Source organism: Acidiplasma sp., from assembly GCF_038728925.1.
GTDB lineage: Archaea > Thermoplasmatota > Thermoplasmata > Thermoplasmatales > Thermoplasmataceae > Acidiplasma > Acidiplasma aeolicum.
In genome coordinates, this window is sequence record NZ_JAVYSZ010000002.1 from 13858 (window position 1) to 38432 (window position 24575).

Annotated in this window: 29 protein-coding genes; 14 read left to right on the forward strand and 15 right to left on the reverse strand. The window is 34.4% G+C overall.

Features of this window, described 5'->3' with window-relative positions:
- Window positions 1-73: 73 nt before the first annotated feature.
- A complete protein-coding gene (locus QXW15_RS01440; protein ID WP_342789827.1) occupies window positions 74-832 on the reverse strand; it encodes a hypothetical protein in 759 nt (252 codons plus the stop codon).
- Window positions 833-926: 94 nt separating this feature from the next.
- On the opposite strand from QXW15_RS01440, the gene sfsA reads away from it, so the two are divergent.
- The 4 genes from sfsA to ftsY are packed head-to-tail and all read left to right on the forward strand — an operon-like array spanning window position 927 to window position 4263.
- Window positions 927-1637, forward strand: a complete 711-nt coding sequence (sfsA, locus tag QXW15_RS01445; RefSeq protein ID WP_342789829.1) for a DNA/RNA nuclease SfsA — start codon at window positions 927-929, stop codon at window positions 1635-1637.
- A gap of 33 nt (window positions 1638-1670) precedes the next feature.
- Window positions 1671-2909: a phosphoglycerate kinase gene (locus QXW15_RS01450; protein WP_048101161.1), complete on the forward strand. Its 1239-nt coding sequence runs from the start codon at window positions 1671-1673 to the stop codon at window positions 2907-2909.
- Window positions 2910-2911: 2 nt separating this feature from the next.
- Window positions 2912-3310, forward strand: a complete 399-nt coding sequence (gene pfdA / locus QXW15_RS01455; protein ID WP_048101162.1) for a prefoldin subunit alpha — start codon at window positions 2912-2914, stop codon at window positions 3308-3310.
- On the forward strand, window positions 3310-4263 hold the full coding sequence (gene ftsY / locus QXW15_RS01460; RefSeq protein ID WP_054964435.1) for a signal recognition particle-docking protein FtsY: 954 nt from the start codon (window positions 3310-3312) through the stop codon (window positions 4261-4263). Before pfdA ends, ftsY begins: the two co-directional genes overlap by 1 nt.
- On the opposite strand, the gene QXW15_RS01465 is transcribed toward ftsY, so the two are convergent.
- Both QXW15_RS01465 and QXW15_RS01470 read right to left on the reverse strand, forming a co-directional pair.
- A complete protein-coding gene (locus QXW15_RS01465) occupies window positions 4255-4929 on the reverse strand; it encodes a helix-turn-helix domain-containing protein (protein WP_048101164.1) in 675 nt (224 codons plus the stop codon). The genes ftsY and QXW15_RS01465 overlap by 9 nt on opposite strands.
- A 64-nt stretch (window positions 4930-4993) precedes the next feature.
- Complete coding sequence (locus QXW15_RS01470; protein WP_342789831.1) at window positions 4994-5467, reverse strand: hypothetical protein; 474 nt, start codon at window positions 5465-5467, stop codon at window positions 4994-4996.
- Window positions 5468-5563: 96 nt separating this feature from the next.
- Between QXW15_RS01470 and QXW15_RS01475 the strand changes: the two genes are divergently transcribed.
- The gene (locus QXW15_RS01475) at window positions 5564-6511 is read left to right on the forward strand and encodes a hypothetical protein (RefSeq protein ID WP_342789832.1); all 948 of its coding nucleotides are present in this window, start codon (window positions 5564-5566) and stop codon (window positions 6509-6511) included.
- On the opposite strand, the gene QXW15_RS01480 is transcribed toward QXW15_RS01475, so the two are convergent.
- Genes QXW15_RS01480 through QXW15_RS01495 form a run of 4 tightly spaced genes read right to left on the reverse strand, consistent with a single transcriptional unit; the run spans window position 6506 to window position 9715 of the window.
- A complete protein-coding gene (locus tag QXW15_RS01480; RefSeq protein ID WP_055032400.1) occupies window positions 6506-6955 on the reverse strand; it encodes a YbhB/YbcL family Raf kinase inhibitor-like protein in 450 nt (149 codons plus the stop codon). The two genes, QXW15_RS01475 and QXW15_RS01480, sit on opposite strands and share 6 nt — an antisense overlap.
- Before the next feature lie 22 nt (window positions 6956-6977).
- Window positions 6978-8999 carry a heavy metal translocating P-type ATPase gene (locus tag QXW15_RS01485; protein WP_048101168.1) on the reverse strand — a complete coding sequence of 674 codons (2022 nt, stop codon included), beginning with the start codon at window positions 8997-8999 and terminating at the stop codon, window positions 6978-6980.
- A gap of 5 nt (window positions 9000-9004) precedes the next feature.
- Window positions 9005-9142 (reverse strand): YHS domain-containing protein, encoded by a 138-nt coding sequence (locus tag QXW15_RS01490; protein WP_082180421.1) that lies wholly within the window; start codon window positions 9140-9142, stop codon window positions 9005-9007.
- 54 nt (window positions 9143-9196) lie between these two features.
- Window positions 9197-9715: a TRASH domain-containing protein gene (locus tag QXW15_RS01495; protein WP_048101169.1), complete on the reverse strand. Its 519-nt coding sequence runs from the start codon at window positions 9713-9715 to the stop codon at window positions 9197-9199.
- A 122-nt stretch (window positions 9716-9837) separates the two neighbouring features.
- On the opposite strand from QXW15_RS01495, the gene QXW15_RS01500 reads away from it, so the two are divergent.
- Window positions 9838-10164 (forward strand): hypothetical protein, encoded by a 327-nt coding sequence (locus QXW15_RS01500; protein ID WP_048101170.1) that lies wholly within the window; start codon window positions 9838-9840, stop codon window positions 10162-10164.
- Here QXW15_RS01500 and QXW15_RS01505 read toward each other — a convergent pair.
- Window positions 10144-10968 (reverse strand): twin-arginine translocase subunit TatC, encoded by an 825-nt coding sequence (locus QXW15_RS01505; protein WP_048101171.1) that lies wholly within the window; start codon window positions 10966-10968, stop codon window positions 10144-10146. The two genes, QXW15_RS01500 and QXW15_RS01505, sit on opposite strands and share 21 nt — an antisense overlap.
- Window position 10969: 1 nt before the next feature.
- Window positions 10970-11266: a twin-arginine translocase TatA/TatE family subunit gene (locus tag QXW15_RS01510; RefSeq protein WP_287950894.1), complete on the reverse strand. Its 297-nt coding sequence runs from the start codon at window positions 11264-11266 to the stop codon at window positions 10970-10972.
- 355 nt (window positions 11267-11621) lie between these two features.
- Between QXW15_RS01510 and QXW15_RS01515 the strand changes: the two genes are divergently transcribed.
- The 5 genes from QXW15_RS01515 to QXW15_RS01535 are packed head-to-tail and all read left to right on the forward strand — an operon-like array spanning window position 11622 to window position 14624.
- A complete protein-coding gene (locus tag QXW15_RS01515) occupies window positions 11622-12656 on the forward strand; it encodes a twin-arginine translocation signal domain-containing protein (RefSeq protein ID WP_342789835.1) in 1035 nt (344 codons plus the stop codon).
- A gap of 14 nt (window positions 12657-12670) precedes the next feature.
- A complete protein-coding gene (locus tag QXW15_RS01520; RefSeq protein ID WP_287950896.1) occupies window positions 12671-13870 on the forward strand; it encodes a cytochrome bc complex cytochrome b subunit in 1200 nt (399 codons plus the stop codon).
- A complete protein-coding gene (locus QXW15_RS01525; protein ID WP_054963799.1) occupies window positions 13860-14054 on the forward strand; it encodes a hypothetical protein in 195 nt (64 codons plus the stop codon). The genes QXW15_RS01520 and QXW15_RS01525 overlap by 11 nt, the downstream gene beginning before the upstream one ends.
- Before the next feature lies 1 nt (window position 14055).
- Complete coding sequence (locus QXW15_RS01530) at window positions 14056-14394, forward strand: hypothetical protein (RefSeq protein ID WP_048101175.1); 339 nt, start codon at window positions 14056-14058, stop codon at window positions 14392-14394.
- Entirely contained in the window at window positions 14391-14624 is a 234-nt protein-coding gene (locus QXW15_RS01535) for a hypothetical protein (RefSeq protein WP_048101176.1), read from the forward strand. Before QXW15_RS01530 ends, QXW15_RS01535 begins: the two co-directional genes overlap by 4 nt.
- 42 nt (window positions 14625-14666) lie before the next feature.
- On the opposite strand, the gene proC is transcribed toward QXW15_RS01535, so the two are convergent.
- The gene (proC, locus tag QXW15_RS01540) at window positions 14667-15455 is read right to left on the reverse strand and encodes a pyrroline-5-carboxylate reductase (RefSeq protein ID WP_048101177.1); all 789 of its coding nucleotides are present in this window, start codon (window positions 15453-15455) and stop codon (window positions 14667-14669) included.
- Between the two features lie 148 nt (window positions 15456-15603).
- On the opposite strand from proC, the gene QXW15_RS01545 reads away from it, so the two are divergent.
- Window positions 15604-15984 (forward strand): hypothetical protein, encoded by a 381-nt coding sequence (locus QXW15_RS01545; protein WP_048101178.1) that lies wholly within the window; start codon window positions 15604-15606, stop codon window positions 15982-15984.
- Between the two features lie 28 nt (window positions 15985-16012).
- On the opposite strand, the gene QXW15_RS01550 is transcribed toward QXW15_RS01545, so the two are convergent.
- The 5 genes from QXW15_RS01550 to QXW15_RS01570 all read right to left on the reverse strand — a co-directional run bounded on the left by QXW15_RS01550 (window position 16013) and on the right by QXW15_RS01570 (window position 22823).
- Window positions 16013-16993 (reverse strand): homoserine dehydrogenase, encoded by a 981-nt coding sequence (locus QXW15_RS01550; RefSeq protein ID WP_055032588.1) that lies wholly within the window; start codon window positions 16991-16993, stop codon window positions 16013-16015.
- Between the two features lie 104 nt (window positions 16994-17097).
- A complete protein-coding gene (gyrA, locus tag QXW15_RS01555) occupies window positions 17098-19470 on the reverse strand; it encodes a DNA gyrase subunit A (protein WP_048101180.1) in 2373 nt (790 codons plus the stop codon).
- Between the two features lie 11 nt (window positions 19471-19481).
- Complete coding sequence (gene gyrB / locus QXW15_RS01560; RefSeq protein WP_048101181.1) at window positions 19482-21413, reverse strand: DNA topoisomerase (ATP-hydrolyzing) subunit B; 1932 nt, start codon at window positions 21411-21413, stop codon at window positions 19482-19484.
- 62 nt (window positions 21414-21475) lie between these two features.
- A complete protein-coding gene (locus QXW15_RS01565; protein WP_048101182.1) occupies window positions 21476-22153 on the reverse strand; it encodes a hypothetical protein in 678 nt (225 codons plus the stop codon).
- A gap of 88 nt (window positions 22154-22241) precedes the next feature.
- Window positions 22242-22823, reverse strand: coding sequence for a hypothetical protein (locus tag QXW15_RS01570; protein WP_048101183.1), 582 nt, complete (start codon window positions 22821-22823; stop codon window positions 22242-22244).
- 81 nt (window positions 22824-22904) lie between these two features.
- On the opposite strand from QXW15_RS01570, the gene QXW15_RS01575 reads away from it, so the two are divergent.
- Both QXW15_RS01575 and QXW15_RS01580 read left to right on the forward strand, forming a co-directional pair.
- The gene (locus QXW15_RS01575; protein WP_048101184.1) at window positions 22905-23333 is read left to right on the forward strand and encodes a bis(5'-nucleosyl)-tetraphosphatase; all 429 of its coding nucleotides are present in this window, start codon (window positions 22905-22907) and stop codon (window positions 23331-23333) included.
- A gap of 81 nt (window positions 23334-23414) precedes the next feature.
- Window positions 23415-24506 (forward strand): TIGR04053 family radical SAM/SPASM domain-containing protein, encoded by a 1092-nt coding sequence (locus tag QXW15_RS01580; RefSeq protein ID WP_048101185.1) that lies wholly within the window; start codon window positions 23415-23417, stop codon window positions 24504-24506.
- Window positions 24507-24575 lie beyond the last annotated feature (69 nt).

Below are 24575 nucleotides of genomic sequence, written 5' to 3' on the forward strand. Positions count from 1 at the left end.
TCTATACAAAATAAAATTAAAAACCTTATTGACAGCTTTTGTTAAACAATATAAAGAAAAAATAAAACACAAATTATAATAATGGATGTGCTGGACGATTATTTGGGGTATTTATGGGATTTATGGGAGGTAATGGTATTACCGGTTGAGGACCATTACCTATCTTAACCGGGCCTGTGGGTGATTTAACAGGTGTTGACGGCTGATTATTAACCTGATTAAAAAAGTTATTAAAATTAATTACAAAGGTAAAATCATTTAAATTCACTGTTGCCTTTGTTAGATTTACACTAACCAGAATGCTATATGATGCTGTACCATTATTAAAGGTGGAGTTTAAAAGAACCGAGGCAATCAGACTTGCATGATTAATAGTTGCATTTCTTATATAAGAATTTACAGCACTGGTATTTATAATGCTAACATTGTATATGGTTACATTATTAAGTGAAACATCTATTAACGTTGCATTATAAATTACTGTATTGTTAATACCATCATTCATAATTGTAACATTATTTAACCTTGAGTTATTTATATATGAATACTTTATCATTGCATTGCTAACATATGTATTATTTAAGGATGCATTTGTTATATATGCATGGTTTATTTTTGAGGAATTTATAGAATAGTTTTTTATATATGCATGGGTAACCGTACCATTTTGAATTGTACCGTTAATGAGATAACCATTATTGGACCCCACTGCCTTTTCGTTTATATAATTTGAATTATTATTTACAGCTGGATTAAATGCCATTTCCACAAATATGGCTGCTATTATTATCGCAATGATTGCAATAATTAATTTCCTGGTTCTATTAATCATATCAATTATATATATCACAAGGTTGTATATAAATTTGCTTATTTATATATGTATAAAATAAAATAATTAAAATGCTTTTAATTATTGTCATATTATGGATGGCACAGGTCCATTTATCGGCATTCATGAAAATACTGTTATTATGAGTTTTGAGAAGATTTATAAAGCAATATTTGTAAAAAGAATAAATAGATTTCTAATGGAATTAAATATGAATAATACTAATATTCTTGCCCACCTGCATGATCCAGGAAGGCTTGAGGAGTTATTATATCCCGGAAATGAAATTTTTATCCGTGAGGCCCACGGGAAAAAAACAGATTACTCGGTAACTTTTATAAAAAATGGTGATGTATACACATTTAATGATTCAAGATTCCATAATAAAATCGCATCCAATTTTATAAGGCCGGGATACATTTCAGAGGTTGTTGTTGGAAATCGCCGTATTGACTTTAAATACAATAATGCATACATAGAGGTTAAATCATGCACCCTTGTGAATTATGGTGTTGCAATGTTTCCTGATGCGGTAAGTGAGAGGGCATCACATCATCTGGATGTACTAATAAATCTTATTAATAAAGGATATGATGCATATGTTTTATTTTTGATATTTAATAGCAATGCCAAATCCTTCGCACCAAATTTTGATCGTGATATAAAATTCTCGAATAAATTTATCGATGCTTTAAAGAGTGGGGTAAAAATGAGATTTTTGGTTTTTGATACAGATCTTAAAAACATATATTATAAAAAAGAAATCTATCTGGATAATAGCTTCATAAATACGTTTATTAAATAAAAAAATTTTATTACAACATGGGAATTACGATTCATGAATAATTACCCATTCTTTACCATGGACGACTTTGATTTTGATAATAAATGCGTGTACCTAAGGATTGATATTAATTCACCCATAAACCCAATTACGCAGGAAATTATGGACGATTCACGGCTCAACTCATATTCTGAAACGATAAATGAATTATCAGATTCAAAACTCGTCATAACCGCACACCAGGGAAGACCCGGGGATGATGATTTTACCTCATTAAAATATCATAGCAGGTATCTATCAAAATTAATGGGCAGGGAAATACTTTTCATAGACTCACTCTTTGGGAGTTCTGTTGATTATGCAGTTTCAAGAATGAAGAAGGGCGATATAATAATGCTTGAAAATACAAGATTTTACAGTGAGGAGGTTTCAATAAATTTCAACAATTTTAACATAATAGAGAATACGCATATTGTAAAAAATCTTTCAAAACTCTTTGATTATTATATAATAGATGCATTTGGTGCAGTTCACAGGCCACATACAAGCCTTATAGGTTTTAAAAAATCCGGCCCAATGATTGCGGGAAGATTAATGGAAAGAGAAATATCAATGCTTGATAAGTTTAAGTATTCAAATCAAAGGCCAAAAATTGCAATTCTTGGCGGTTCAAAGGTATCAGATGCTGTTAAGGTTTCAAGGTCATTTTTTGAAAAGGGCATAGTTGATTACATTCTTTACGGTGGTGTGGCAGCCAATTTATTTTTGCTTGCATCAGGAAAAAACATAGGCAAACGGAATATTGACTTTATAAAAAATAATAATAAAAATTATTTGGAATTAATAGACATGGCTAGAAATTTAATTGAAAAATATCCTGAAAAAATAATATTGCCTGATGATTTTATACTAAATCCATCTCAAAAAAATATCACATTGAAAGATAATGTACCTGATAATGAGCTTCTGGCAGATATAGGTTTTAACAGCATTGAAAAGTTTAAGGATTATATTAAAAGGGCCAAAAATATATTTATAAACGGCCCAATGGGAATGTATGAAATAAATGAATATTCCATAGGAACAAGGGAGATCCTTGATGAGATTTCAAACAGCAGTGCAATGAAAATAGTGGGTGGGGGACATACCATTAGTGCAGTAAATAGATTTGGATTTAGAAAATATATGGATTATGTATCAACAGGTGGTGGTGCATTGATAAATTATTTATCCGGTGATTCAATCCCAGTTATAGATGCATTAATAGAGAATAAAAAAATGTTTGGTGATTAAAAATGGCAGATCAGGAAAATGTTTTGGACCAGCTTGAGTATTTAAAAAATCTCATCGAAAATATAAATGGCCGGATTGAAATAATTGCAAAGACACTTCAGGAAACCTCTGAAACCGCCTCCTTACTGGAAAATAATGAGTATCAAAAGTCAGAGGATGTTAAAATATCAATAGGGTCAGGCCTCTTTGCAAGGGCAACACTAAATACAGATAAAATTCTTGTTCCTGTTGGATCAAATGTTTATATAGAAAAGGATAGGGCGGATGCACTTGAGGATTTGAAGGCAAATATAAAAAATCTAAATGATTCCTATAATAGCCTGATAGAACAGAAGGAGAAGGTTCAAAACAATTATGATGCACTTGTATATGCAATACAAAATGCAAGGGGAAGCAATTAATGTTTGACAAGTTAAAGAAAAAGTTTTCTGAAATATTTTCGAAACAGAATGATAATAATTCAGTTGTTGAAAACGATGTTTCATCAGAAAAACAGGTAAATGAAGAAAATACTGGAAAGGAAGGTAACCAGAGGGTTATTAAAAGATCTGAAATTGATAATCAAATAATGGAAATCCTGCTTGAATCAGATGTTTCCCTGGATTCCGCGGATCTGATTACTGAAAAATTAAAGGAACGTATGGGGAAATTAAAAAGAAGGGTTGACTTTTATTCGGTTGAGGATGAGTTAAAGAATGTTATTAAGGAAATAATATCTGAAAATCAAAATAGATTCGATATACTTAACCCGGGTAAAAAACCATATATAATTTTGTTTCTTGGTATAAATGGAACCGGAAAGACAACAACCATAGCAAAGCTTGCATATTACCTGAAAAATAATGGAAAAAAGGTTGTTATCTCGGCATCCGATACATTCAGGGCAGGTGCCATAGAGCAGATCTCAATACTGGGTAAGAATATAGGTGTGGAGGTAATAAAACATGATTTTAAGAGTGACCCCGCATCTGTTGCATTTGATGCCATAGAGCACGCAAGGGCAAGGTCGCTTGATTATGTTTTAATAGACTCTGCAGGTAGAATGCAGACCAATAAAAATCTCCTTGATGAAATGAAGAAGATAAAGAGGGTTTCAAAGCCGGATTTAACCCTTCTTGTGCTTGATGCAATGATCGGCCAGGACGTTATAGAACAGGCAAATACATTTGCCAGAGAAATTAACTTTGATGGTATTATACTTACAAAACTGGACACTGATGCAAAGGGTGGCGCTGTAATTAGCGTATCTACAGAAATAAAAAAACCAATATTATTCGTTGGCACGGGCCAGAATATGGATGATATTATGCCATTTGACCCTGACTGGTATATAAATAAAATTTTCTCATCTTAACAAATTCATTACCCCGGATATAGATTTATAATCCATATCAGTTTTAATTAATGGTATATTTTCTATTTCAGATAATTTAATTGCGAGCTCATCAACATTTTCCGGTTTTATATAAACCACTGCCGCCGGTTTGAGTGGGTGAGCCCTTATGGCTATCATTGGGCTTCTCCCTATTGAAACATCGGTTATAAAGATTATTCTCTGGCTTGACCACCCATAAAGTTTGGTATACTCAGCATATGAGAACTGAAGTATGGCCTTTATGCCGTCAATCATTGTATAACCCCTTATATTTCTTTTTAAATCCGCCTTTGAGCATGATTTGCCCCTTATCTTGGGAAGAATATATTCTAATGAAATATCATGGTCATAGTCCTTTATATCGAGAAGGGCATCTGATGGTATTCCGCTGTTATACCTTCTTAGTATGTGCCCACCGCGCTTTTCCTCTATGCTTATCATGGCGTTTACAATTTTTTTTATTGATGATGCACCTGGTGATTTTCTTCTGCCTGATTCATAATCGCTGATAACTGATGGGGAAACATTCATAAACCTTGATAGCTCCATCTGTGATATGTTAAATTCCTCACGCCATTTTCTTATTGTTATTCCAGGATTGTCGGAAATTGTAATCTCACCGGCAATTTTTTCAACTATATCCATGCTTATTTAATGACAAACTCAAATAAAAATATATCCATTCGATTATAATTATAATTTATATCGCTTATTTGTGAAAATATTTTTTATTTATTAATCCCAGAAATATTCCCCAGACCATGCCAAAAAATATATGCATGGAATAATAAAACAGTGTGGATGCCTTATGATAATTTTCATAAACATATAGATGCAATAAAAATATATTTACCGGAAGGCTGAAAAGAATAAGTATTAAAAATCCGGCCAGCAAGCCTATTAAAAATCCTTTGCGACTGTTAAAAATATTAAAGGGTTTAATATAAAATGATATTAATGCTGCAAAAAATCCAACAACTGTGCCAACAAGAAAATGCATTAATAATCCAGATGCCTGGGCTGTGATACCATAAAAATGGAAGAGTTTAATTCCTATATCGGTAAACTGTATTCCGATACTAATTCCAGATAATGCATCAAAAATATAAAATGCAGAGGCCTCAAAAATTGCGGCTATGAATCCGGAAACCAAACCAAATAGCAGGTAATTTCTAACTCCCATTTTTAGATATAATTGCATCATTGCTTAAACATATTATGCATAAAAATTTAAAATCATCTTCAATAAAAATATATATGCCATTGGTAATATCAGATAATGGCGTTTGATACAGGTTTATGGCTGGATTCACATCATGCAGGGTATAATTTAAGCAACAGTGGCATGTCTGGTGTTCTTGACATAAAGAAATATTTTAACATCAATGACCATTATACGGAAAAGGATTTTATAAATGAAATAGCCAGCTTGCATGATGTTGACCCTGATAGAATAGTTATTACGCATGGTGCAACAGAGGCCTTTGGATTAATAATGCTTGATTTAATGAGAAAGGGTTTTAAAACCTGTAATGTAAATGTTCCAGAATATGAATTAATATATAAAACACCTGAAATTTATGGTTATAAAAAGGGTGAAGATGGGATATATGCATTAAGCCTTCCAAACAATCCAACAGGTACCATGCCTGAATTAAAAGGCGGTTATAAAACTGCCGTTATAGATGAAACATTTTATGAATTTTATTCTGACCTGAATAAATTTAGGCATGACTCAGGTTATTTAATAAATACATTTACAAAGTTTTATGCCGGGGATGACCTTAAGCTTGGTTACATTATTGCCCCTGATAGGCAATCAGCACTTGACATATATGGTTATAAGGGCCTTGTGGTGGAGAATGTTTCATATATAAATGTGTCTGCAGGCGTTAAGATCTTGAGGGATCATGATAAAATTGCATCATTTGTCAGGGGTATTGTAAGTTCAAATCACAGGATATTAATTAATAACATTGGGAAATTAAAATTCTATAAAAATATAAAGCCACTAAATGTTCCAGTATCCTTCGTTGATTATTCAGAATATACAAAAATGGATTCAGATAAATTAAGCGATATCCTTGCGAAAAATGGGGTTAGTGCTGTTCCCGCAAGATTATTTGGAGTTAATGGAACATATCTAAGGGTATGCATTACAAGACCAGATTTCCCTGAGGCATTTGATAAATTAAAGGAGATTCTTGAAAATATTGAAAAATTATAATCTTTCATATACACCCATATATGTTGTCTTCTCCTTATTTTTTACAGTATTATATGCCTCAGCCACAGAGATTTTGTCCCTGTCTATTCTTTTATCCTGAACATAAAGGTTGAAAAAATATCTGTGCGGGCCATTGCCCTTTGGTGGGCATGGTCCTCCATAACCAGTTTTTCCAAAATCGTTTTTACCCTGATAAAACCCATCCTCGGTTATTGAATTTTTATCAATATCCTCATGCAGTATATTCACAGATGCCGGTATATTGTATATTATCCAGTGGGTAAATAGTCCTACAGGAGCATCAGGGTCATTCATAATAATCATATAATGCTTCCCCTCCGGTATACCTGAAACATGTATTTCCGGGGATATGTCATCGCCATCACACGTAAACCTTACCGGTATCCTTTTACCATTTTCAAATGCATTTATGCTTATCTTCATGTATAAGTTAATTATTTTGTTTTTATAAACTTATTGACCTTCTAATTGATTTCTTTATTCTTAGGGAATTTAAAACAACCGTTGTGGAACTCATACCCATTGCAAGTGCTGCAAGTATTGGAAGCACAAAGTATATGGAAAGCCCGAAGAGTGGAACAAGTATGCCGGCCGCAACAGGTATAAGTGCCGAGTTATATCCAATTGCCCATCCTATGTTCTGCCTTACCTTTTTAATTGTTTTTCTTCCAATGATAATCATATTATAAACGTTTTTTAGGTCATCCTTTAATAGTATAATATCACCATTTTCTTTTGTTATGTCAGAACCTGAGGACATTGATACACCAACGTCGGCAGCCTCCATTGCAATTGTATCATTTATGCCATCGCCAACGAACATTACATATTTTCCATCCCTCTGCATCTTCTTTACTATTTCTGCCTTCTGGTCTGGTTTGATATTATAATAATATTTATTGATATCAAGATCATGTGCAATGTTTACTGTATTCTCCTTGCTGTCGCCGGTTACAATTGCAACATCAATTCCATTTTTAATAAGCTTTTTAACAGCGATTTTTGCACTATCCCTTAATTTATATTCTATTTTTATTTCGGCAAGTTTTTCGTTATTGTAATTTAGCACGGTAAAATTGCCATCCCTGGTAACAGAGATTTCACGGCCATTAAAAGCACCCTTAATGCCAAATCCCGGTATCTCCTTTATATCATTAATTGTATAGGTGTCATGTGGGAGTTCCTTAATGTAATTAACAATTGCACGTGCAGCCGGATGATTCGATGCCTGTTCTATAGAAATTAACATGGAGTTGACAAGCATCTTATCGCCATAATACCTCATGTATGACACATTTGGGCTGTTATTTGTTAGGGTTCCAGTTTTATCAAAGATTACCATGTTTATGTGCGATAAACGATCCATGGAACTTGAATTTTTAATTATTATTCCATTTTCAAGTGATTCATTTGATGATATTAGCAACGTAATTGGTGCAGCAAGTCCTATGGCACATGGACACGCTATAACTATAACTGAAACAAAAACAAGGACAGATATTATTAAGGATATGGGGTCCCCCTCATGATTTAAATAAATAAACCAGAATATTGAAGAGCCAAGTGCTGCTGATATAACAACCGGAACAAAATACGATGAAAATACATCGGCAATGCGCTGAATTTTTGCCCTTCCCATTGCTGCCATCTGTATTAATGAATACAGTTTATTAACAGTTGAATTTGGGCCCACCGCGTTAACTTTTACAATTATGCTACCATTTATATTTTTTGTGCCTGAATAAACATTGTCATTTTCGTGCTTTAGTACCGGCATCTGTTCACCGGTTATCATTGATTCGTCCACCTCTGTTGTACCCTTTATTATTGTTCCGTCCACTGCAATATTCTCTCCGGGTCTTATTAGAATGGCATCCCCTGTTTTAATATTTTCATAGGCCACATCATGTACATTACCATTGCTATACATATGGACACTTTCTGGTATTAATTCCAAAAGCCTGTGGGCAGATGAGTTTGCTGCCCTCTTTGTCAGGCTTTCTATATAACCACCTGTTAGTATCAATGTGATAATAAAAACTGATGCATCATAATATGTGTATTTAACTGGAAAAACATTACCATCAAATGTAATGAATAATGAAAAAATAAATGCCGTTAATGTTCCGAGAGTTATCAGCAAATCCATGTTTCCTGATCTATTTTTAATGGCCCCATACGCACCATGATAGAAGCCAAGTCCGGAATAAAACTGTACTGGCAGTGCCAGCAAAAGCAGTATGTAATTCCTGTACGGTGATACTAGAGCATAATTTAGTATTAATATGGGAATTGAAAATGACCAGGCTACAATTAACCTAATTTTTAACGATTTTTCCTCCCTTTCTGGCTCCCTAAATTTTTCAAGACAGCCAGTTGAGCAGAAGTAATATCTTGTTCCATCCTTATCAAGATAGAGATCAGTATCCTCTGAAACGTACATCCCACAAACAGGGTCTATTGCCATTAAAATTACCTTGTATACTTTACTGGATTCTTAAGGAATTCATCCTTGCAGTGTTCACAGCAAAAGTAATAAGATTTCCCATTATATTCTGCCTCTATCTTTTTATCAACCTTCATTCCGCATACAGGATCTATATTTGCCATAATCTAATTATATATATAGAGTATAAATCGATTTATATTGCATAATGCTAAAATTTAATATTTTTCCAGTGCATTTTGTCTTTTAATAAATGTTGACTTGCATGTATCACAGCAAAAGTAATATTTTTTTCTGTTTATCTCATACGTTTTTGGAATGGATACTATTTTGCCACCGCAGAAATCGCAGTAAAGATCAATATTAAAATTTTCAGACCCCCTCTCTCTATGCCTGGCAATATGTATTTCATCATAATTCAGGTTATTTAAAAAATTTGAATCCGATGAAATGACCATATATTTTCCATTGGTTAGCTCAAAATATTCTGTTAATAATTCCTTTTTTATGCCGTCAAGGCTTTTCACAATGGCAATAATATAATTGCTTTCTGTATTCTGTTTTATATTTACAGTGTAGTTTTCTATCACACTATTTTCCAGTTTTTTTATTATTAATGCAACAGTATTTCTGCTTAAATTTAAATTCCTTGATATTTCTGAAATATTCTGTCTTGAATTTTTAATCAACTCCCTGAGAATTCTCGACTCATTTATTGTAAGATTTTTTGATTCCATGACATATAATTAATTATAATGTATATATTTTTGCCCTATATTGTGCACAATGCATTAAAATATTTGGTACAACACTTCAATATAAATAAAAATGTATTTATAATGTAAAAATATGCTAATATATGTTTGAGTATGATGCAGGAAACGGCAAAATAATGGTAAGTGAGGGTATTAAAAAAATTTTACAGAATAATGTGTTATTATTAAAAATTACACTTGAACAGGGACCATGCACTGACAATATGTGCCAGCTTATAAAAAAACCATCATATGAAATAAATAGTGATTTTAAGTACAAGGATTCGTTTAAAATAGATAAGGATATAAAAATAGAGATTCCTAAGGATATTTATAACTCAATAAGTCATGAAAGGGACAGAGTTGTTATAAAGGATGGAATATCTGGAAAAATTGTAATTAGGGGTCTTTCACTGGTCGGCACTGCCTGATGGATTTTCCGAGCTCTCAAATTTCTTTTCAGCCTTTTCTGCGAAGTATATTCCACCAAAATATAGTGCAATCATTGGTATTGCTATGATTACCATTGTAAATCCTGTTACCCCTGGAGAAAATATCATACCATAAACCAAAGCTCCTATGACAGCATATCTCCAGTTTTCCCTCCAGGTTTTTGCTGTAACTATTCCAAACCTGCTTAAACCTGTCATAAAAACAGGTATCTCAAAGGATAATCCAAAGGCAATTATGTACATGAATAAAAATGATGTAAAGCTTGAAACACTTACTGTTGGCGATGCACCAAGGCCAACATCAAATGCGGTAAATATTCTGAAGAGTTCAGGTGCAATGAAATACACACCAACAAATGCACCTGCGAAAAATAATAATGATGCAGGAATTATTATGGATTTTAAAAGGGCAACCTCGCTTTCCTTTAATGCGGGGGTTACAAATTTAGCCACATGATAAATAATGACCGGCATTGATATCATAACTGCAAGTGCAATACATGTGTAAAAATCAGCCATCACACCATCCACCGGCTTTATTATAAGCAGCTTTGTACCGCTTGGAAGTATATGGTCACGTAACAGTAATAGGGCCTGTGCACCAATATTATCATACGGATCAGGATATATGAAAAGGAATCTGTGGCCCAAAAAAATTATATATTTTACTTGAAATACCACAAAAATTACAAAAAATACGCCAAAAACAGCAAGGATTCTTATTAACCTGTATCTTATCTCATCGGAATATTTTAAGAAATACTGAATTAACTCGTTGTCCATATTAATTTGTCTTTGTTTCGGGTGTTCTGTTTAATTTCTCATTTATCTCCTTTATTATCTGGTCTATTGTCTTATTGTTTGTGTCTATGTTAAGGTCCTGTGCAATTTTCATGTAGTCAACCTGGCCCTCGGGCTTTGGTGCAGAGGAATTCATGCTATTTTTTAATTCGTTTTCTATCTCCATCTGTCCTCTTTTATATTCCCCTGTGGCCTTTCCAAGATTTCTGGCCATTTCAGGTATCTTTTTTGTGCCGCCGAAAATGATAAGGGCAACAACTATAATTATCAACCAATCCATTGGTGCATCAAACATTAATGATCACTAATACTGTATTTAATGGATAATATTTAAATATTTCTAAACGCCAAAACCATTAAAAATGCCTGATTTTATTGATTTTCAAAAATATTTTTTATTCATTTTTATTTAAAATACCGTGAAAAATATGATGAAAATTCTGTTATGTACTACATATAAAAATTATATAATGATATTAAAATTATATAGAAAAAGTAAAAGTTAAGAGCAAATACAGGTAATAATAAGAAGGAAATAAATATAATAAGATGAAAAACGTAATTTTTATTTTATATATTGATAATTTGATTTTTTTAATGACAAAATATTTATATAAACAATAATTAAACTGATCATGAACAAAGGTAATAATGCAGTTCCAGAGCCTGAAAGAAGGGCCTTTCTTAAGGGTGCCGGTCTCTCAGTGGCCGCGCTTCTTGTTGGTGGGCTTTCCTTTGAGAGATATGTTGTTCCAAAGGACCGTGGAATTCCTGTGATGGATAATTATCCACTTGCCATACTCGAGGACCCGCAGGGAAATCCAATTACGGTTGCGAATGTTGAACAGTACGCCGTGTCTTCCACGGCAACCAGTGCAAATATTTTGGTTTTTAATTATCCACTTCAGGATGAGCCGACATTTCTGATAGCTATTAAGGGTGTTAAAATAACAACACCTGAGGATAGCATAGTGCCCACAAGCGGTTTTGCCCCAGTGTCCCCATCCTCAAAGGCTCCAATGACAGGTGTTATTTATGATCCAGTTAATGATATATCTATAATAGCATTAAGTGGGATATGCCAGCATCTTGGGTGTGTGCCACCATTTCTTGATTATCATCCAGGAAAAAGCATACCATTTGAGGCCCAGCTTGTTGGATATAAGACCAACGGCACTGGTGTTTTTGAGTGGCCAACCAATGGCCTTATATATTGCAAATGCCATGGAAGCCAGTATAACCCTGTATGGGGTGGCAGCAATTTATATAATAATGGAGCAGCACCAAGTCCGGCAAACCACTCATTACCGCAGATAATGCTTGCCACAAATAAAGAACCTAGTGCTAGTGATTTTACCGAAAGTTATATTTTCGCCTACGGTATAAACTCCAAAAATGCAGTAATAAGAACTCACCTGCAGTATCCCGGAGGCCAGACCTATGGCCCGCAGGTTAAAAAGGAAAACCTAACAGGCGGAACCGCAATACCAACATCAACACAATCAATTCCCAGCACAATTTATACATACAAGGATACACCTTCAAATATTGAGACCGGTGCTCCAAGCAGCTTTGATGTAAATCAGGTAAATGGCTCTGTGGTTTTATATAAAACAGTGGTTGTAAGCAATTCCGGACCATGGAAGGGTAATTTCCACAGGCTTCCATAAAGGGTGAGTAAAAAATGGAAAAAGCTGAATATGAAAAAAATGAGTATGATTTAACGAAAATAATGGAAGAAGAAAAAGATCTGCCGGAAGGTACATATAAAATAGGATTCAGGTCAGTTACAACCAAAGGTTACAGAATAGATGAGTGGACCGGTGCATGGGTTGCAACGGCTTTAATATATCAGATAGTAACAGGAATTATTATATTCTTTTATTACAGCCAGGTTGACCCCTACAGGGCAACAGAATACATAATAGATGATGTTCCGTTTGGCCATATTATATTAACATCACATCTGTACATGGCATACGCGATGATAGGCCTTGTATACTTCCATATGATGAGGCAGTGGTTTGTGGGATCATACCGTGGAAAATGGAGATGGCTGCAGTGGATTCTCGGTGTCGTTTTATTTTTGCTCACAATACTTACTGCCATACTCGGTTATATGCTGGCAAACACTGCAATAGCAATGGCAGCCCTGCATATAGGAATGCTGTTTATGCAGAGGAGTGTTCTTGGCAGAATACTCCCTGGTGCATTTATAAACTGGCTTGAGGGGATACTTGTTGGTAATTATACAACCACAGCCACATTCTCACATCTATTGGCATTACACGTTGCAGTTTTTTCCACGCTAATGCTTGCAATATTCGCGGTGCATTTCATGCTCTTTGAAAGGTCCGGCCTTGCAAATGACGATAAAACAGAAAAGGGAAAAATGATACCATGGTACCCAACAAATCTTTTATATGCAGTATTCTCTGCAATAATAATCATAGGTGTAATCATAATATTCGCAGCTGCATTCCCACAGAAACTCACACTGGGATACGGTTCCCTTGCATATGGTACTTTTCCAGTTCCTGACTGGTACATTACACCTGTATATAAGCTAATGGATGTCGCAGGTTACGGGTTAAGCACCGGTGGTGTACCATTAATTATTGGCATATTAATTTTCATGCTGATAATACCATTCATAGACAGGTACCATAAAAAAGGTGTCCTTGAAAGGCCATGGATAACAGCATTCGGTGTCTATTTAGTTTTAGGACTTGCAGTTATGACAATATGGGGATACTCACAGCCAGGTCTTACCCAGACAAGGCTTCTAACAGAATACCTGTGGTGGTCACTAACATTGATTTCATTCCTGCCAGTATATGCCATGAGATTTGCAAAGAAGGACGGTGATGCAAATGCAAACTAAGAACATAATTTATTTAATTGGTGTAATCCAGCTTGTGGTCGTTGATCCTCTAATGTGGTATTTCACCCAGGTGAAGCCATACGCATATGAGAGGTACTGGGCCATAACGCTGGTAATAAATTTATTTTTGTTCGCTGCCATAATATTTATGATAATGCAGAGAACCATAAAGGAGAGGGTGTAAAATGGATAAAAAATCATTATATTTATATTATTATGCGATGATTGCCTACTGGATTGGAAGTGTGCCATTTGTACTGTATGCCATACTCATAAAGCCTGTGGGAAAACTTTACCATGAGCAGCCTTACACCATGATATCGCCCGTATTTGGCAATTTCGGTGTATATGAGGAGGGACTTCTGGTAATAGCCCTGGTATTCATCTTCATATCCATTATACTTCTGGGTATATCCATAGCCCATAATAAATCAACCAATGGAAAGATATCAAGAAGGACAATTATAACGCCGATACTGCTTTACATATTTACCTTTGCGGCTTTAGGGGGTGCAATATTATGACGGAATCACCAATGGAATGGTTTAAAAAGATGAAAAAGAGATCAAAATACCTGATGTACACTGGGATAGTATTTCTTATAATTTCAATTCCGACATTTCTGGACTATGACATGTTCCCAAGAATCAATGCCAATGATGGTCCTCATCAGATTGGCAGCTGGGTATCATTCTTCTTTACCTTCGTGGGCTTTATACTCCTAATACTTGCCTTTGGTGAGGAGGATTTATAACCCAAAAAAATTTTTATTTAAAAATTTTTATTAAATTTATTTTTATTTATAATTTTTTGAAAAATCCTCAGATTTTTTATATGCACCCTCAACAGCATCCGCTATGGCGGTTCTTATGTTTCCTTTTTCAAGATAATAAAGGCCAGCAACGGTTGTCCCCCCCGGTGTCATTACCTCATCCCTTAAGTCTGAAGGTGAAATTTTTAATTCCCTGATCAGACTTGCCGTTCCAATAAATGTTTCCAGTGTAAGATATTTAGCAGTATCCTTTGGAATGCCAAGCCTGACTCCAGCAGATATCATTGCATCTATCATTACAGAGATAAAACCAGGGCCACTGCCACTCAAACCTGTCACTGCATCTATATAATCTTCCTTAATTTCAACAGGTGTGCCAAAGGACGATAATATTTCAAGTACTATTTTTTTGTTTTCATCATCTAAATTATAATAACAAAAGGCATTTACTGATTTCTGGACAAGCATGGGAATGTTTGGCATAACCCTGATAACAGGCGATTTATCTAGATATTTATTTATTAAATTAATGGTTATTCCTGCCATAACTGAAATTATAACCTTGCCATTTGCCACATCTTTAATTTCCTCCAGAATTTTTACCGCATTTGATGGTTTTACTGATAATATTATAATATCCCCATTTTTCGCATTTTCATAATTGGATTGAAAAATATTATATCTGCCGTTATTCCATGATTTTAGCCTTTCATATGATCCAGAGCTAAGAAAAATCTCATAATTTTTTAATTTGGCAACTCCAGTTACTATTGATCTACCAACTGTGCCGACACCTATAATTGAAACTTTCATAACTTATAATTGTTATAAAATATATTATTTTGATGATTTTTAACAGGCGTTTTTATCAAATAATAACATTAAATATTTCAGGATAAAAATAATAATTTTAATATAAATCTGACAAAGTCTTAAATAATAACATTATGATATCCAATTAATGATTATATTTAGCCTGATACTTGCATTAATAGCGGTCTTAATAATGATAGTAATAATATCCATTCCAATGTATATAGCCTCAAAAATAGTGGCCAGGAGATCCACCGCGACACTGGGCAATGCGGTTATTTCAACAATTATGACAGCAATTATAATAATAGTGGTTTATGCAGGACTTCGCCTTTTATTCTTTCCAATTCCCATTCTTGGGACATTGCTTGCCTTTCTAATAACATTTATTATTCTTTTATATGTTTATTCGCAGATTTATAGAATAAGCATGGAGAGGGGACTGCTTTTGGTAATAATGCAGGTATTTATATGGTTTGTGCTATTATTTATAACAGGTGTATTCGCTGCAATGGCTGCGGCAATTTAGATTGCCTTTTTTAATCAATATAAAAAATTTATATTATGAGAAGGTCATTAACAACCTGCGCCGCCGTTTCAAGCGGGCCGTCATGCTTTTCAAAGATTGTTATATCATCATTGTTATCTGTTTTTTCCAGATACCCCATTGACAATGAATCCAGGCATGCAAGTGTTTCTTTTCTGTCCAGCTCAAAAATTTTTGATTCTATTGTAATTTCATTCTCATTTTTAATATGTGATAAAACACGGTATATTTTTCCTGATTCCTTCATGTAATTAATATCTTTTAGGTTTTCAATGCCATCATATTTCACATCATTCAATGTGTAATCCTTATTTAGCAGTGCATTGGCTATTATAACCGTTTTTCTGGCACCGTCAAGGCCATTGGTATCGTCATGGTAATCGGTTTCTGCAATCCCCATGTTCTGTGCAGTTTTTACAGCATCATTAAAATCCAGGCCGGCCAGTAACTGTGATAATACAAAATTTATTGTTGAACTTACCTGACCCTTAAATTCAAGTATATTTGATGATTTTAAACAGTATGAATTTAAATTAAATAGTGGTGTGCCACCACCAACAGAAGATTCAAAAAGTATTCTTTTCTTGTTTTTATATGCACCCTCCATAATCTCCTTCCAGTGAAGTGCCAGAGGGGCCTTATTTGAGGTCACAATATTTTTGCCCGATTCAAAGGCTGATGTGTACAATTTCATTCCTGCAATTCCGTCCTTTGTGGCCGGTGACATATCAACAATAACATCTGATTCAAGTGAATAAATCTCATCGAATTTTATATTTTCTGCCAGTTCCCCAAGCTGGTTCCTTTGCTTGTACATTAGAACCTTTTCCAGATCGAGACCATTTTTATCATATACTGTATTTTTTGAATCAGATACAGAGATAACCTCAATGCTTTTGCCATACCTTTCCATAAATAATTTTTTGTTTTCATTTAAAATACCAAGAACTGCCTTTCCAATATGGCCAAGACCTATAATAGAAACTTTCATTGGTGGTTATTGTAACTAATTTTATAAATATTTCTGGTTTATTTTTTATAAAGATGGTAAAATGCACAATTAAAAGGTTAATAATAAATTTATTAAAATATAAATTATAGAACAGATGCGGCTATGACTGAGTCATCATCATCCAGATTTATTAATCTTACACCTGATGTAACCCTTGATAGTATTCTAATTTCATCCGCACTAATTCTTATTGTTTTGCTCTTCTTTGTTATAATTAATATCTCATCCCCATCCCTAACAGGCAGCGCTGTAACTATAGACCCGGTACGGTCACTTTCCCTAAATATAAGATTACCACTGGATCCACGGTGATGTACTGTAAATTCAGATACCTGTGTTCTCTTGCCCATTCCATTTTCAGTAATTGTTAGTACAGTGTCATCATCGTTTACGAGAAATGCATTTATTACCTCGGCACCGTTTAACTTCATTGATTTAACGCCCCTTGATGTTCTTCCTGTGGATGAAACCTCATCACTTAAAAATATTGCAGCCTTGCTGTTTGATGCAACTATAAATATTTTGGAGGGTTTAACAAGATCTGAAACTGAAACCACCTCATCATCCCTGTCAAGATTAATGATTTTTACACCAGATTCCCGCATGTTAAGTATCTCCCTGACAGGTGTTTTTTTAATAAAACCATTTTTTGTAACTATTATAAGGAATGATTTTTTATCCTCAGGAGACCTCATTATCTGCCTTACTATCTCCCCGTCAAGCAGCTTAAGGAATGTTGAACCGGAAACCCCAACTGCCGTCCTGGATTTTTTCTCTATAGTATATGCCTTTGCACTGAGCACCCTTCCGGTGTTTGTAAAGAAATAAAGGAGGTCATGCGACATGCATGACAGTATGCTTCTCACACTATCCTCACGCCTTGTTACAGTCACAATGCCCCTGCCACCACGCTTTTGTGTATTATACTCCTCAGATGACACCCTTTTAATTAGTCCGTTATTGCTTAATATTAAAATTGACTCCTCGTTTGGAATCAGATCCTCATCATTTCTTTCAACAAGTTCACGGTCAAGTATTTTTGTCCTTCTTTTGTCCCCATAAAGCCTTTTTAGTTCAATCATTTCATTTTTTAGGACCTCCCTTCTTTTGTTCTCATTATTTATTATTTCATTTAATTTTATGATGTTCTCCCTTATTGATTTTAATTCATCCTCTATCTTCTTAATTTCAAGACCTGTTAATCTCTGCAATCTCATTTCCAGTATTGCCACAGCCTGTTTCTCTGAAAGATTTATTTCTGACATCAGCCTGTTCCGTGCCGTATCAACATTTTCGGAACCGCGAATTATTCCTATGACTTTATCTATGTTCTGAAGTGCAATGCTTAATCCAGTCAGTATGTGTTCCCTTTCCCTTAACCTATTTAAATCAAATATTGACCTTTTTTTAATTATTTCCAGCCTGAAGTTTATAAAAGTGTCTATCATTTCCTTCAGGTTCATTGTAACCGGCTGGTTATCCAAAAGCACGAGATTGTTAACTCCTATTGATGTTTCAAGCTGTGTGTGTTCCAGCAGCTGGTTTATTGTTAATTTTTTCTCATCATCGTCCTTAACCTTAATAACTATCCTTATGCCATGCCTGTCGCTTTCATCCTTAATATCCAATATATTGCTGATAACATCATTTTTAACAAGATCCGCCACATTCTGAATATAAACTGCCTTATTCACACCATATGGCAGGCTTGTGATTATTATCTTCTTTTTCTCCTCTGAAATCTCTCCCTGGCACAGGACCTTTCCGTGGCCGGTTCTGTATATGTCAAGCATGTCACTGCTTTTGTAAACAATGCCACCGCCGGGAAAATCCGGACCCTTAATAAAACCTAAAAGTTCATTAACAGAACATTGTGGATTATCAACAGAATATATAATTGCATCTGCAACCTCGTTAAAATTATGTGGTACCATGTTTGTGGCCATTCCCACCGCTATTCCAGATGTACCATTAATCAGCAGCTGTGGTATCTTTGATGGAAAATATAATGGTTCCCTTAATGAACCGTCAAAATTCGGCATGAATTCTACAGTATCCTTATCTATGTCCTGCATCATATCCTCTGCAATTCTCTGGAGCCTTGCCTCTGTATACCTCATGGCAGCCGGGGAATCGCCGTCTATTGATCCAAAGTTACCCTGCCCATCAATTAATGTGTATCTTAATGAAAAATCCTGTGCCATTCGAGCCAGTGCATCATATATTGCCATATCGCCATGTGGATGATACTTACCCATGGTTTCTCCAACAATACGTGCAGATTTTTTGAATGGTTTATCGTGGGTCACATTCAGCTCGTACATGGAATAAAGTATTCTACGCTGTACAGGCTTCAACCCATCCCTGAAATCAGGTATTGCCCTGCTGACTATGACACTCATTGCATAATCTAAATATGATGTTTTAATTTCTTCCTCTATAGGTTTTACAAGCATTTATCTCACCCTCATATGTCAAGATTCTTTACGTACTTTGCGTTTTCCTCAATGAATTTTCTTCTGGGCTCCACCTTTTCACCCATTAATATGCTAAATAATTGATCTGCATAATAGGCATCCTCTATTGTAACCTGCACAAGCTTCCTCGTTTCAGGGTTCATCGTGGTATCCCAGAGCTGTTCCGGGTTCATCTCACCCAGACCCTTAAATCTCTGTATTATTACATTGCCACCAAGCTTTTTAATCAAATCATCCTTTTCATCCTCGAAGAAAACATAGTGTATGTCATTCCCCTTTTGAATTCTGTATAATGGAGGCTGGGCAAAATATACATGGCCCTGATCAATAAGATCCTTCATAAATCTGTAAAAGAATGTTAGCAGGAGTGTCCTTATATGTGCACCATCCACATCCGCATCGGTCATTATTATGATTTTATTATACCTTAAATTCCTTATATCAAATTTATCCTTTATATTCGTTCCTATGGCTGTTATTAAATTTTTTATTTCCTCATTTTCAAGAGCCTTATTGTCATTTGCCTTTTCGACATTAAGTATTTTACCCCTCAATGGGAGTATTGCCTGGAATTCCCTGTTTCTTGCCTGCTTTGCAGATCCACCTGCAGAGTCACCCTCAACTATGTATATTTCCGTTATTTTTGAATCGTCTGATGAGCAGTCTGCAAGCTTACCGGGAAGGCTTCCGCTCTCAAGTGCAGTTTTTCTCCTTACAAGGTCCTTGGCCTTTCTTGATGCCTCCCTTGCAGCTGATGCAGCAAGAACCCTTCTTATAATGGCCTCAGCAACAAGGGGAAATGATTCAAAGTATTCCTTAAGGTATTTTTCTGTTATTGATGAAACAATATTTTTAACTGCACTGTTCCCAAGCTTTTCCTTGGTCTGTCCCTCAAACTGTGGATTGTACATCTTTACATGCAGCACTGATACAAGACCCTCCCTGGTATCATCTCCGGTAATCGCTGAAACCCCCTTTATTAAATTTTTATTCTTTGCATAGTCTATAATTGCCCTTGAGACGCCGGTATGAAAACCTGTAAGATGCGTGCCGCCCTCCGGTGTTTTTATGTTATTTACAAAGCTTTCTGATATTTCAGGGACATCGTTATTATACTGCATGGCGAATTCAACGGTGTAATCTTTATATTCTTCATAGCAGTGTATTGGATCCTTATTTATTACCTCCTTTCCCTGATTTAAATACTGCACATATTCTACCAGGCCACCATCGAAATGAAATGATTCTGATTTGTTTGTTCTAAAATCTGATAAATTAATTGTAATTTTTGGATTAAGAAATGCAAGGTCCATTATCCTTTCACTTATGACGCTGTATGAAAAATCTGTGCTGTCAAATATTTCCTTATCAGGATAAAATTTTATTATTGTTCCATGTTCTGGATATTTTATAACAATATCTTTAATATTTTCATCATTTTTTGCCTCATCAGGGGTTAATGTAACCAGACCTGACACAGGAATGCCCCTCTCAAATCTTTCATAGTATATCTTACCATCTTTTTTTACAAGGGCAATTAAGTATTCTGAAAGTGCATTAACCACATGAACTCCCACACCGTGAAGGCCGCCGGTAACCTTATATACCTTTTTATCAAATTTTGCACCGCTATGAAGCTCTGTCATAACGATTTCCAGGCCCGGCCTGTTATACTTAGGATGTATATCTACAGGAATTCCCCTTCCATCATCCTCCACAGATATTGATCCATCCCTATATATTACAATATTTATATTGGATGCAAATCCTGCCATGGATTCGTCTATACAGTTATCTACTACCTCATAAACCATGTGGTGCAGGCCCTCTGTCCCAGTTGAACCTATATACATGCCAGGAACCTTTCTGACAGCCTTTAAACCTTCCAGTATTTGTATCTGTGATGAATCATATTTATCCATACTAAATCCTATAATAGATGCAATCTATACTTATAAAGTTTATACAGAATCAATGTTTATAATTATTGTACCTCATTTAAAATTTTTATGAGCCCCTTTTTGTCACCCGGGGTGGATAAAATAACCGCTTTTATTCCATAAGATTCAAGTGCATCACAGTAATCCTTTAATGAATTTTCATTTATGTATGGCTGTTTTATTGATCCTATGGTTTCTGAATTTCTTTCTGTTTTTATGATAATATAAGGAATTATTTTAGATGCATCTAAATTTTCAAGCATTTCCGGTTTTTTAAGATTAAGGGCAAGATAAAATGATGCATTTGATTTCATTCTTTCCTTTATTTTTGCATAACTGTAGGAAAAACTTATTATCAATCCCGCATTAACATTACTTTCAGCAGCAATTGATGCGGCGGTTTCAGATGATATCTCATTTAATCTTTTTCCATATTTTGGTTCATCACCCATGGTAAAAACAATTGATGATTTAATCATTTTTGCAGCTTTTATAATTGAATGTACATAAAGTTCACCAACGCTGTTAAGAGCTTGATTTATAATTATATCCTTTTTAAAATATTTTTCCCGTATCATGTATCCTATTAGAATCGGCGGTATTTTTGGATAACCAAGTGGATTATCAGGTATGTTAAATCCATCAAAGCCCTCCATGTTTTCTATTTCTGATTTTAAATTATGTTCTTTTACGAATGGATAAATTTCTGCCAGAAGTCTCATTATTTTGTATAAACATAACCAAATATAGATTTTTGGAATTTATATAAATAAATTAATACTTTTATTTTAAAATGATTCCAGGTAATATTTATTTTGAAAATTCCAGTAATTTCGTTGATTTTTTTGATAATATTGCCAGAATTGCATCATTATTTTTTTTATCAAGCTCCTGTAATGCACCCTGTGGCTGTATGCTTACCATATTGTCCTTTAAATCATTGAATGAAATGGAATTCCTTAAAAGTGCGTCTATGTAATATCCGGCCTCGTTAATTCCTGAGGATAAAATTTTTTCAAATGCATTAATTTTAATCTCGCATATATCTCCAAACAGATAAACCTTTGAAAATTGCAATCTTAAGGGTCTAAAATTATCTCCATAATCAGGAATTATATCTGATTTATCCAGAATATATTTACCGGATGCGAATCCAAAGCCAATTATTCCTGTTTTAATTTTATATGGCATATTTATATATTCGGTATGCATCGAATGGAGCAAAAAAACACTTGAATTTACATCTATTTTATTATACATGGATTTTAACCTTGGTTTATCCCTGAACCCCCATGTTCCGGTATAAAGGAAGTTAAGCCAGTCCTCCGGTGGACCTGTTAGTTTAATAAAATTTTTGTCCATTAATAAAGTATTAAGATTCTCATCTGACATTTTTAACTTATTTTGTATGTTTAATTTATATTTAAAATTTAAAAATGCCAAACAATATAAGGGATACAACAATCAGTAATCATGGAGCTTAATGAATACAGTTACGGCATTATACTTTATAAAAAAAATTCCAGTTTAAAGTTTTTGCTTTTAAAAAGATCTGAGGGGTGGCTTGATTTCCCTAAGGGGCATATTGAAAAAAATGAGACAGAAATTGAGGCTGCAATCCGGGAAACATTTGAGGAAACTGGAATTAAAATTAATCCTGATGATATTGATAGGAAATTTTCATATTCAATGTGCTACAAATTTCAAAGGGGAAATGATATGGTAATAAAACATGTAACAATGTTTTTGTCAGAAATAAATGATGATGCCAGTATTAGGATTTCTGCGGAGCATTCAGGATATATGTGGCTTGATTATAATGATTGCATGAAAAATTTAAGCCATGAAAACCAGAGGGAAATGATCAAAAATGTATATGAATATTTAAATACTCGAAAATAAATTATATTAAAACCTATACTTTTTTTAAAATTCTTTCAGTTTTTTCATTCTCATTATATATAAATAATAAATATATTAATTATGTATAATTATAATAACAAGCCAATACTTGTTTTTTATGAAACAACAAAGGCATGTGATCTTGCATGTAAACACTGCAGGGCATCAGCCATTGAGGCAAGGCTTCCAGACGAGATGACTGTTGATCAATCAGTTAATTTTGTTAAATCCATTAGAAATTTTGGAAAACCATATCCAATATTGATTTTAACTGGCGGGGATATGCTTAAAAAGGAGGGGCTTGAGGAGATACTTAGAACAGCATATGAATATAAGATTCCAGTTTCTGCCAGCCCCGCTGCCACTGCAAGGCTTAATGATGAATCATTTGAACTTCTTAAGAAATACAATGTACTTTCAATATCACTAAGCCTTGATGGACTTAGGGAAACACACAACTGGCTGCGCGGGTATGATTGGGTGTTTGATAAAACAATGGAGGCAATTAATACCGCCAGAAATCATAAAATGCCCGTGCAAATAAATACTGTTGTTCTAAAAAAGAATATAATGGAACTCCCGGATATTCTTAAATTATTAATAACTAATAATATAAGGGTGTGGGAGGTATTTTTCCTTATAAAAACCGGCAGATCAATAGATTTCGAGGATTTAACCCCACTGGAATATGAGGATGTAAACCACTGGCTTTACTACATCACATCATACAATATGACTGTAAGAACTGTTGAATCTCCAATATTTAGAAGAATTGCAGACGAAAAGGAAACATATCACGGTACATCACTTTACAGGGAACTAATAAGAAAAACCCATGAGCTTCTGGGCTTGCCTGATGGAAAACCGCACGTGCACATGGAAAAAACCAGGGACGGTAAGGGAATTATTTTTGTATCCCATAACGGTGATGTTTATCCAAGTGGATTTTTACCGGTTGTTCTTGGAAATGTCAAGAGAGAATCAATTGTCCATATTTATCAGAATAATGACATTTTAAGGCGTTTAAGAAATCCCGAAAATTTGGAGGGACTGTGTGGAAGCTGTGGTTATTCTGATGTATGTGGTGGTTCAAGGGCCAGGGCATATGCAACCTTCAACGATATTTTTGCCGAGGATCCTGCATGCATAAATACATATAATTTTATTAAATAAATAATAATATGCACAAAATTATGTAACTTATTAAATGCCTGCCATATTCGATAGTTTTAAGAATCAATA

Excerpts from the sequence above, each read along its gene's own strand:
- QXW15_RS01440 (WP_342789827.1), bottom strand. The coding sequence starts at position 832 with ATGATTAATAGAACCAGGAAATTAATTATTGCAATCATTGCGATAATA.
- sfsA (WP_342789829.1), top strand. The coding sequence starts at position 927 with ATGGATGGCACAGGTCCATTTATCGGCATTCATGAAAATACTGTTATT.
- QXW15_RS01450 (WP_048101161.1), top strand. The coding sequence starts at position 1,671 with ATGAATAATTACCCATTCTTTACCATGGACGACTTTGATTTTGATAAT.
- pfdA (WP_048101162.1), top strand. The coding sequence starts at position 2,912 with ATGGCAGATCAGGAAAATGTTTTGGACCAGCTTGAGTATTTAAAAAAT.
- ftsY (WP_054964435.1), top strand. The coding sequence starts at position 3,310 with ATGTTTGACAAGTTAAAGAAAAAGTTTTCTGAAATATTTTCGAAACAG.
- QXW15_RS01465 (WP_048101164.1), bottom strand. The coding sequence starts at position 4,929 with ATGGATATAGTTGAAAAAATTGCCGGTGAGATTACAATTTCCGACAAT.
- QXW15_RS01470 (WP_342789831.1), bottom strand. The coding sequence starts at position 5,467 with ATGGGAGTTAGAAATTACCTGCTATTTGGTTTGGTTTCCGGATTCATA.
- QXW15_RS01475 (WP_342789832.1), top strand. The coding sequence starts at position 5,564 with ATGGCGTTTGATACAGGTTTATGGCTGGATTCACATCATGCAGGGTAT.
- QXW15_RS01480 (WP_055032400.1), bottom strand. The coding sequence starts at position 6,955 with ATGAAGATAAGCATAAATGCATTTGAAAATGGTAAAAGGATACCGGTA.
- QXW15_RS01485 (WP_048101168.1), bottom strand. The coding sequence starts at position 8,999 with ATGGCAATAGACCCTGTTTGTGGGATGTACGTTTCAGAGGATACTGAT.
- QXW15_RS01490 (WP_082180421.1), bottom strand. The coding sequence starts at position 9,142 with ATGGCAAATATAGATCCTGTATGCGGAATGAAGGTTGATAAAAAGATA.
- QXW15_RS01495 (WP_048101169.1), bottom strand. The coding sequence starts at position 9,715 with ATGGAATCAAAAAATCTTACAATAAATGAGTCGAGAATTCTCAGGGAG.
- QXW15_RS01500 (WP_048101170.1), top strand. The coding sequence starts at position 9,838 with ATGTTTGAGTATGATGCAGGAAACGGCAAAATAATGGTAAGTGAGGGT.
- QXW15_RS01505 (WP_048101171.1), bottom strand. The coding sequence starts at position 10,968 with ATGGACAACGAGTTAATTCAGTATTTCTTAAAATATTCCGATGAGATA.
- QXW15_RS01510 (WP_287950894.1), bottom strand. The coding sequence starts at position 11,266 with ATGGATTGGTTGATAATTATAGTTGTTGCCCTTATCATTTTCGGCGGC.
- QXW15_RS01515 (WP_342789835.1), top strand. The coding sequence starts at position 11,622 with ATGAACAAAGGTAATAATGCAGTTCCAGAGCCTGAAAGAAGGGCCTTT.
- QXW15_RS01520 (WP_287950896.1), top strand. The coding sequence starts at position 12,671 with ATGGAAAAAGCTGAATATGAAAAAAATGAGTATGATTTAACGAAAATA.
- QXW15_RS01525 (WP_054963799.1), top strand. The coding sequence starts at position 13,860 with ATGCAAACTAAGAACATAATTTATTTAATTGGTGTAATCCAGCTTGTG.
- QXW15_RS01530 (WP_048101175.1), top strand. The coding sequence starts at position 14,056 with ATGGATAAAAAATCATTATATTTATATTATTATGCGATGATTGCCTAC.
- QXW15_RS01535 (WP_048101176.1), top strand. The coding sequence starts at position 14,391 with ATGACGGAATCACCAATGGAATGGTTTAAAAAGATGAAAAAGAGATCA.
- proC (WP_048101177.1), bottom strand. The coding sequence starts at position 15,455 with ATGAAAGTTTCAATTATAGGTGTCGGCACAGTTGGTAGATCAATAGTA.
- QXW15_RS01545 (WP_048101178.1), top strand. The coding sequence starts at position 15,604 with ATGATTATATTTAGCCTGATACTTGCATTAATAGCGGTCTTAATAATG.
- QXW15_RS01550 (WP_055032588.1), bottom strand. The coding sequence starts at position 16,993 with ATGAAAGTTTCTATTATAGGTCTTGGCCATATTGGAAAGGCAGTTCTT.
- gyrA (WP_048101180.1), bottom strand. The coding sequence starts at position 19,470 with ATGCTTGTAAAACCTATAGAGGAAGAAATTAAAACATCATATTTAGAT.
- gyrB (WP_048101181.1), bottom strand. The coding sequence starts at position 21,413 with ATGGATAAATATGATTCATCACAGATACAAATACTGGAAGGTTTAAAG.
- QXW15_RS01565 (WP_048101182.1), bottom strand. The coding sequence starts at position 22,153 with ATGAGACTTCTGGCAGAAATTTATCCATTCGTAAAAGAACATAATTTA.
- QXW15_RS01570 (WP_048101183.1), bottom strand. The coding sequence starts at position 22,823 with ATGTCAGATGAGAATCTTAATACTTTATTAATGGACAAAAATTTTATT.
- QXW15_RS01575 (WP_048101184.1), top strand. The coding sequence starts at position 22,905 with ATGGAGCTTAATGAATACAGTTACGGCATTATACTTTATAAAAAAAAT.
- QXW15_RS01580 (WP_048101185.1), top strand. The coding sequence starts at position 23,415 with ATGTATAATTATAATAACAAGCCAATACTTGTTTTTTATGAAACAACA.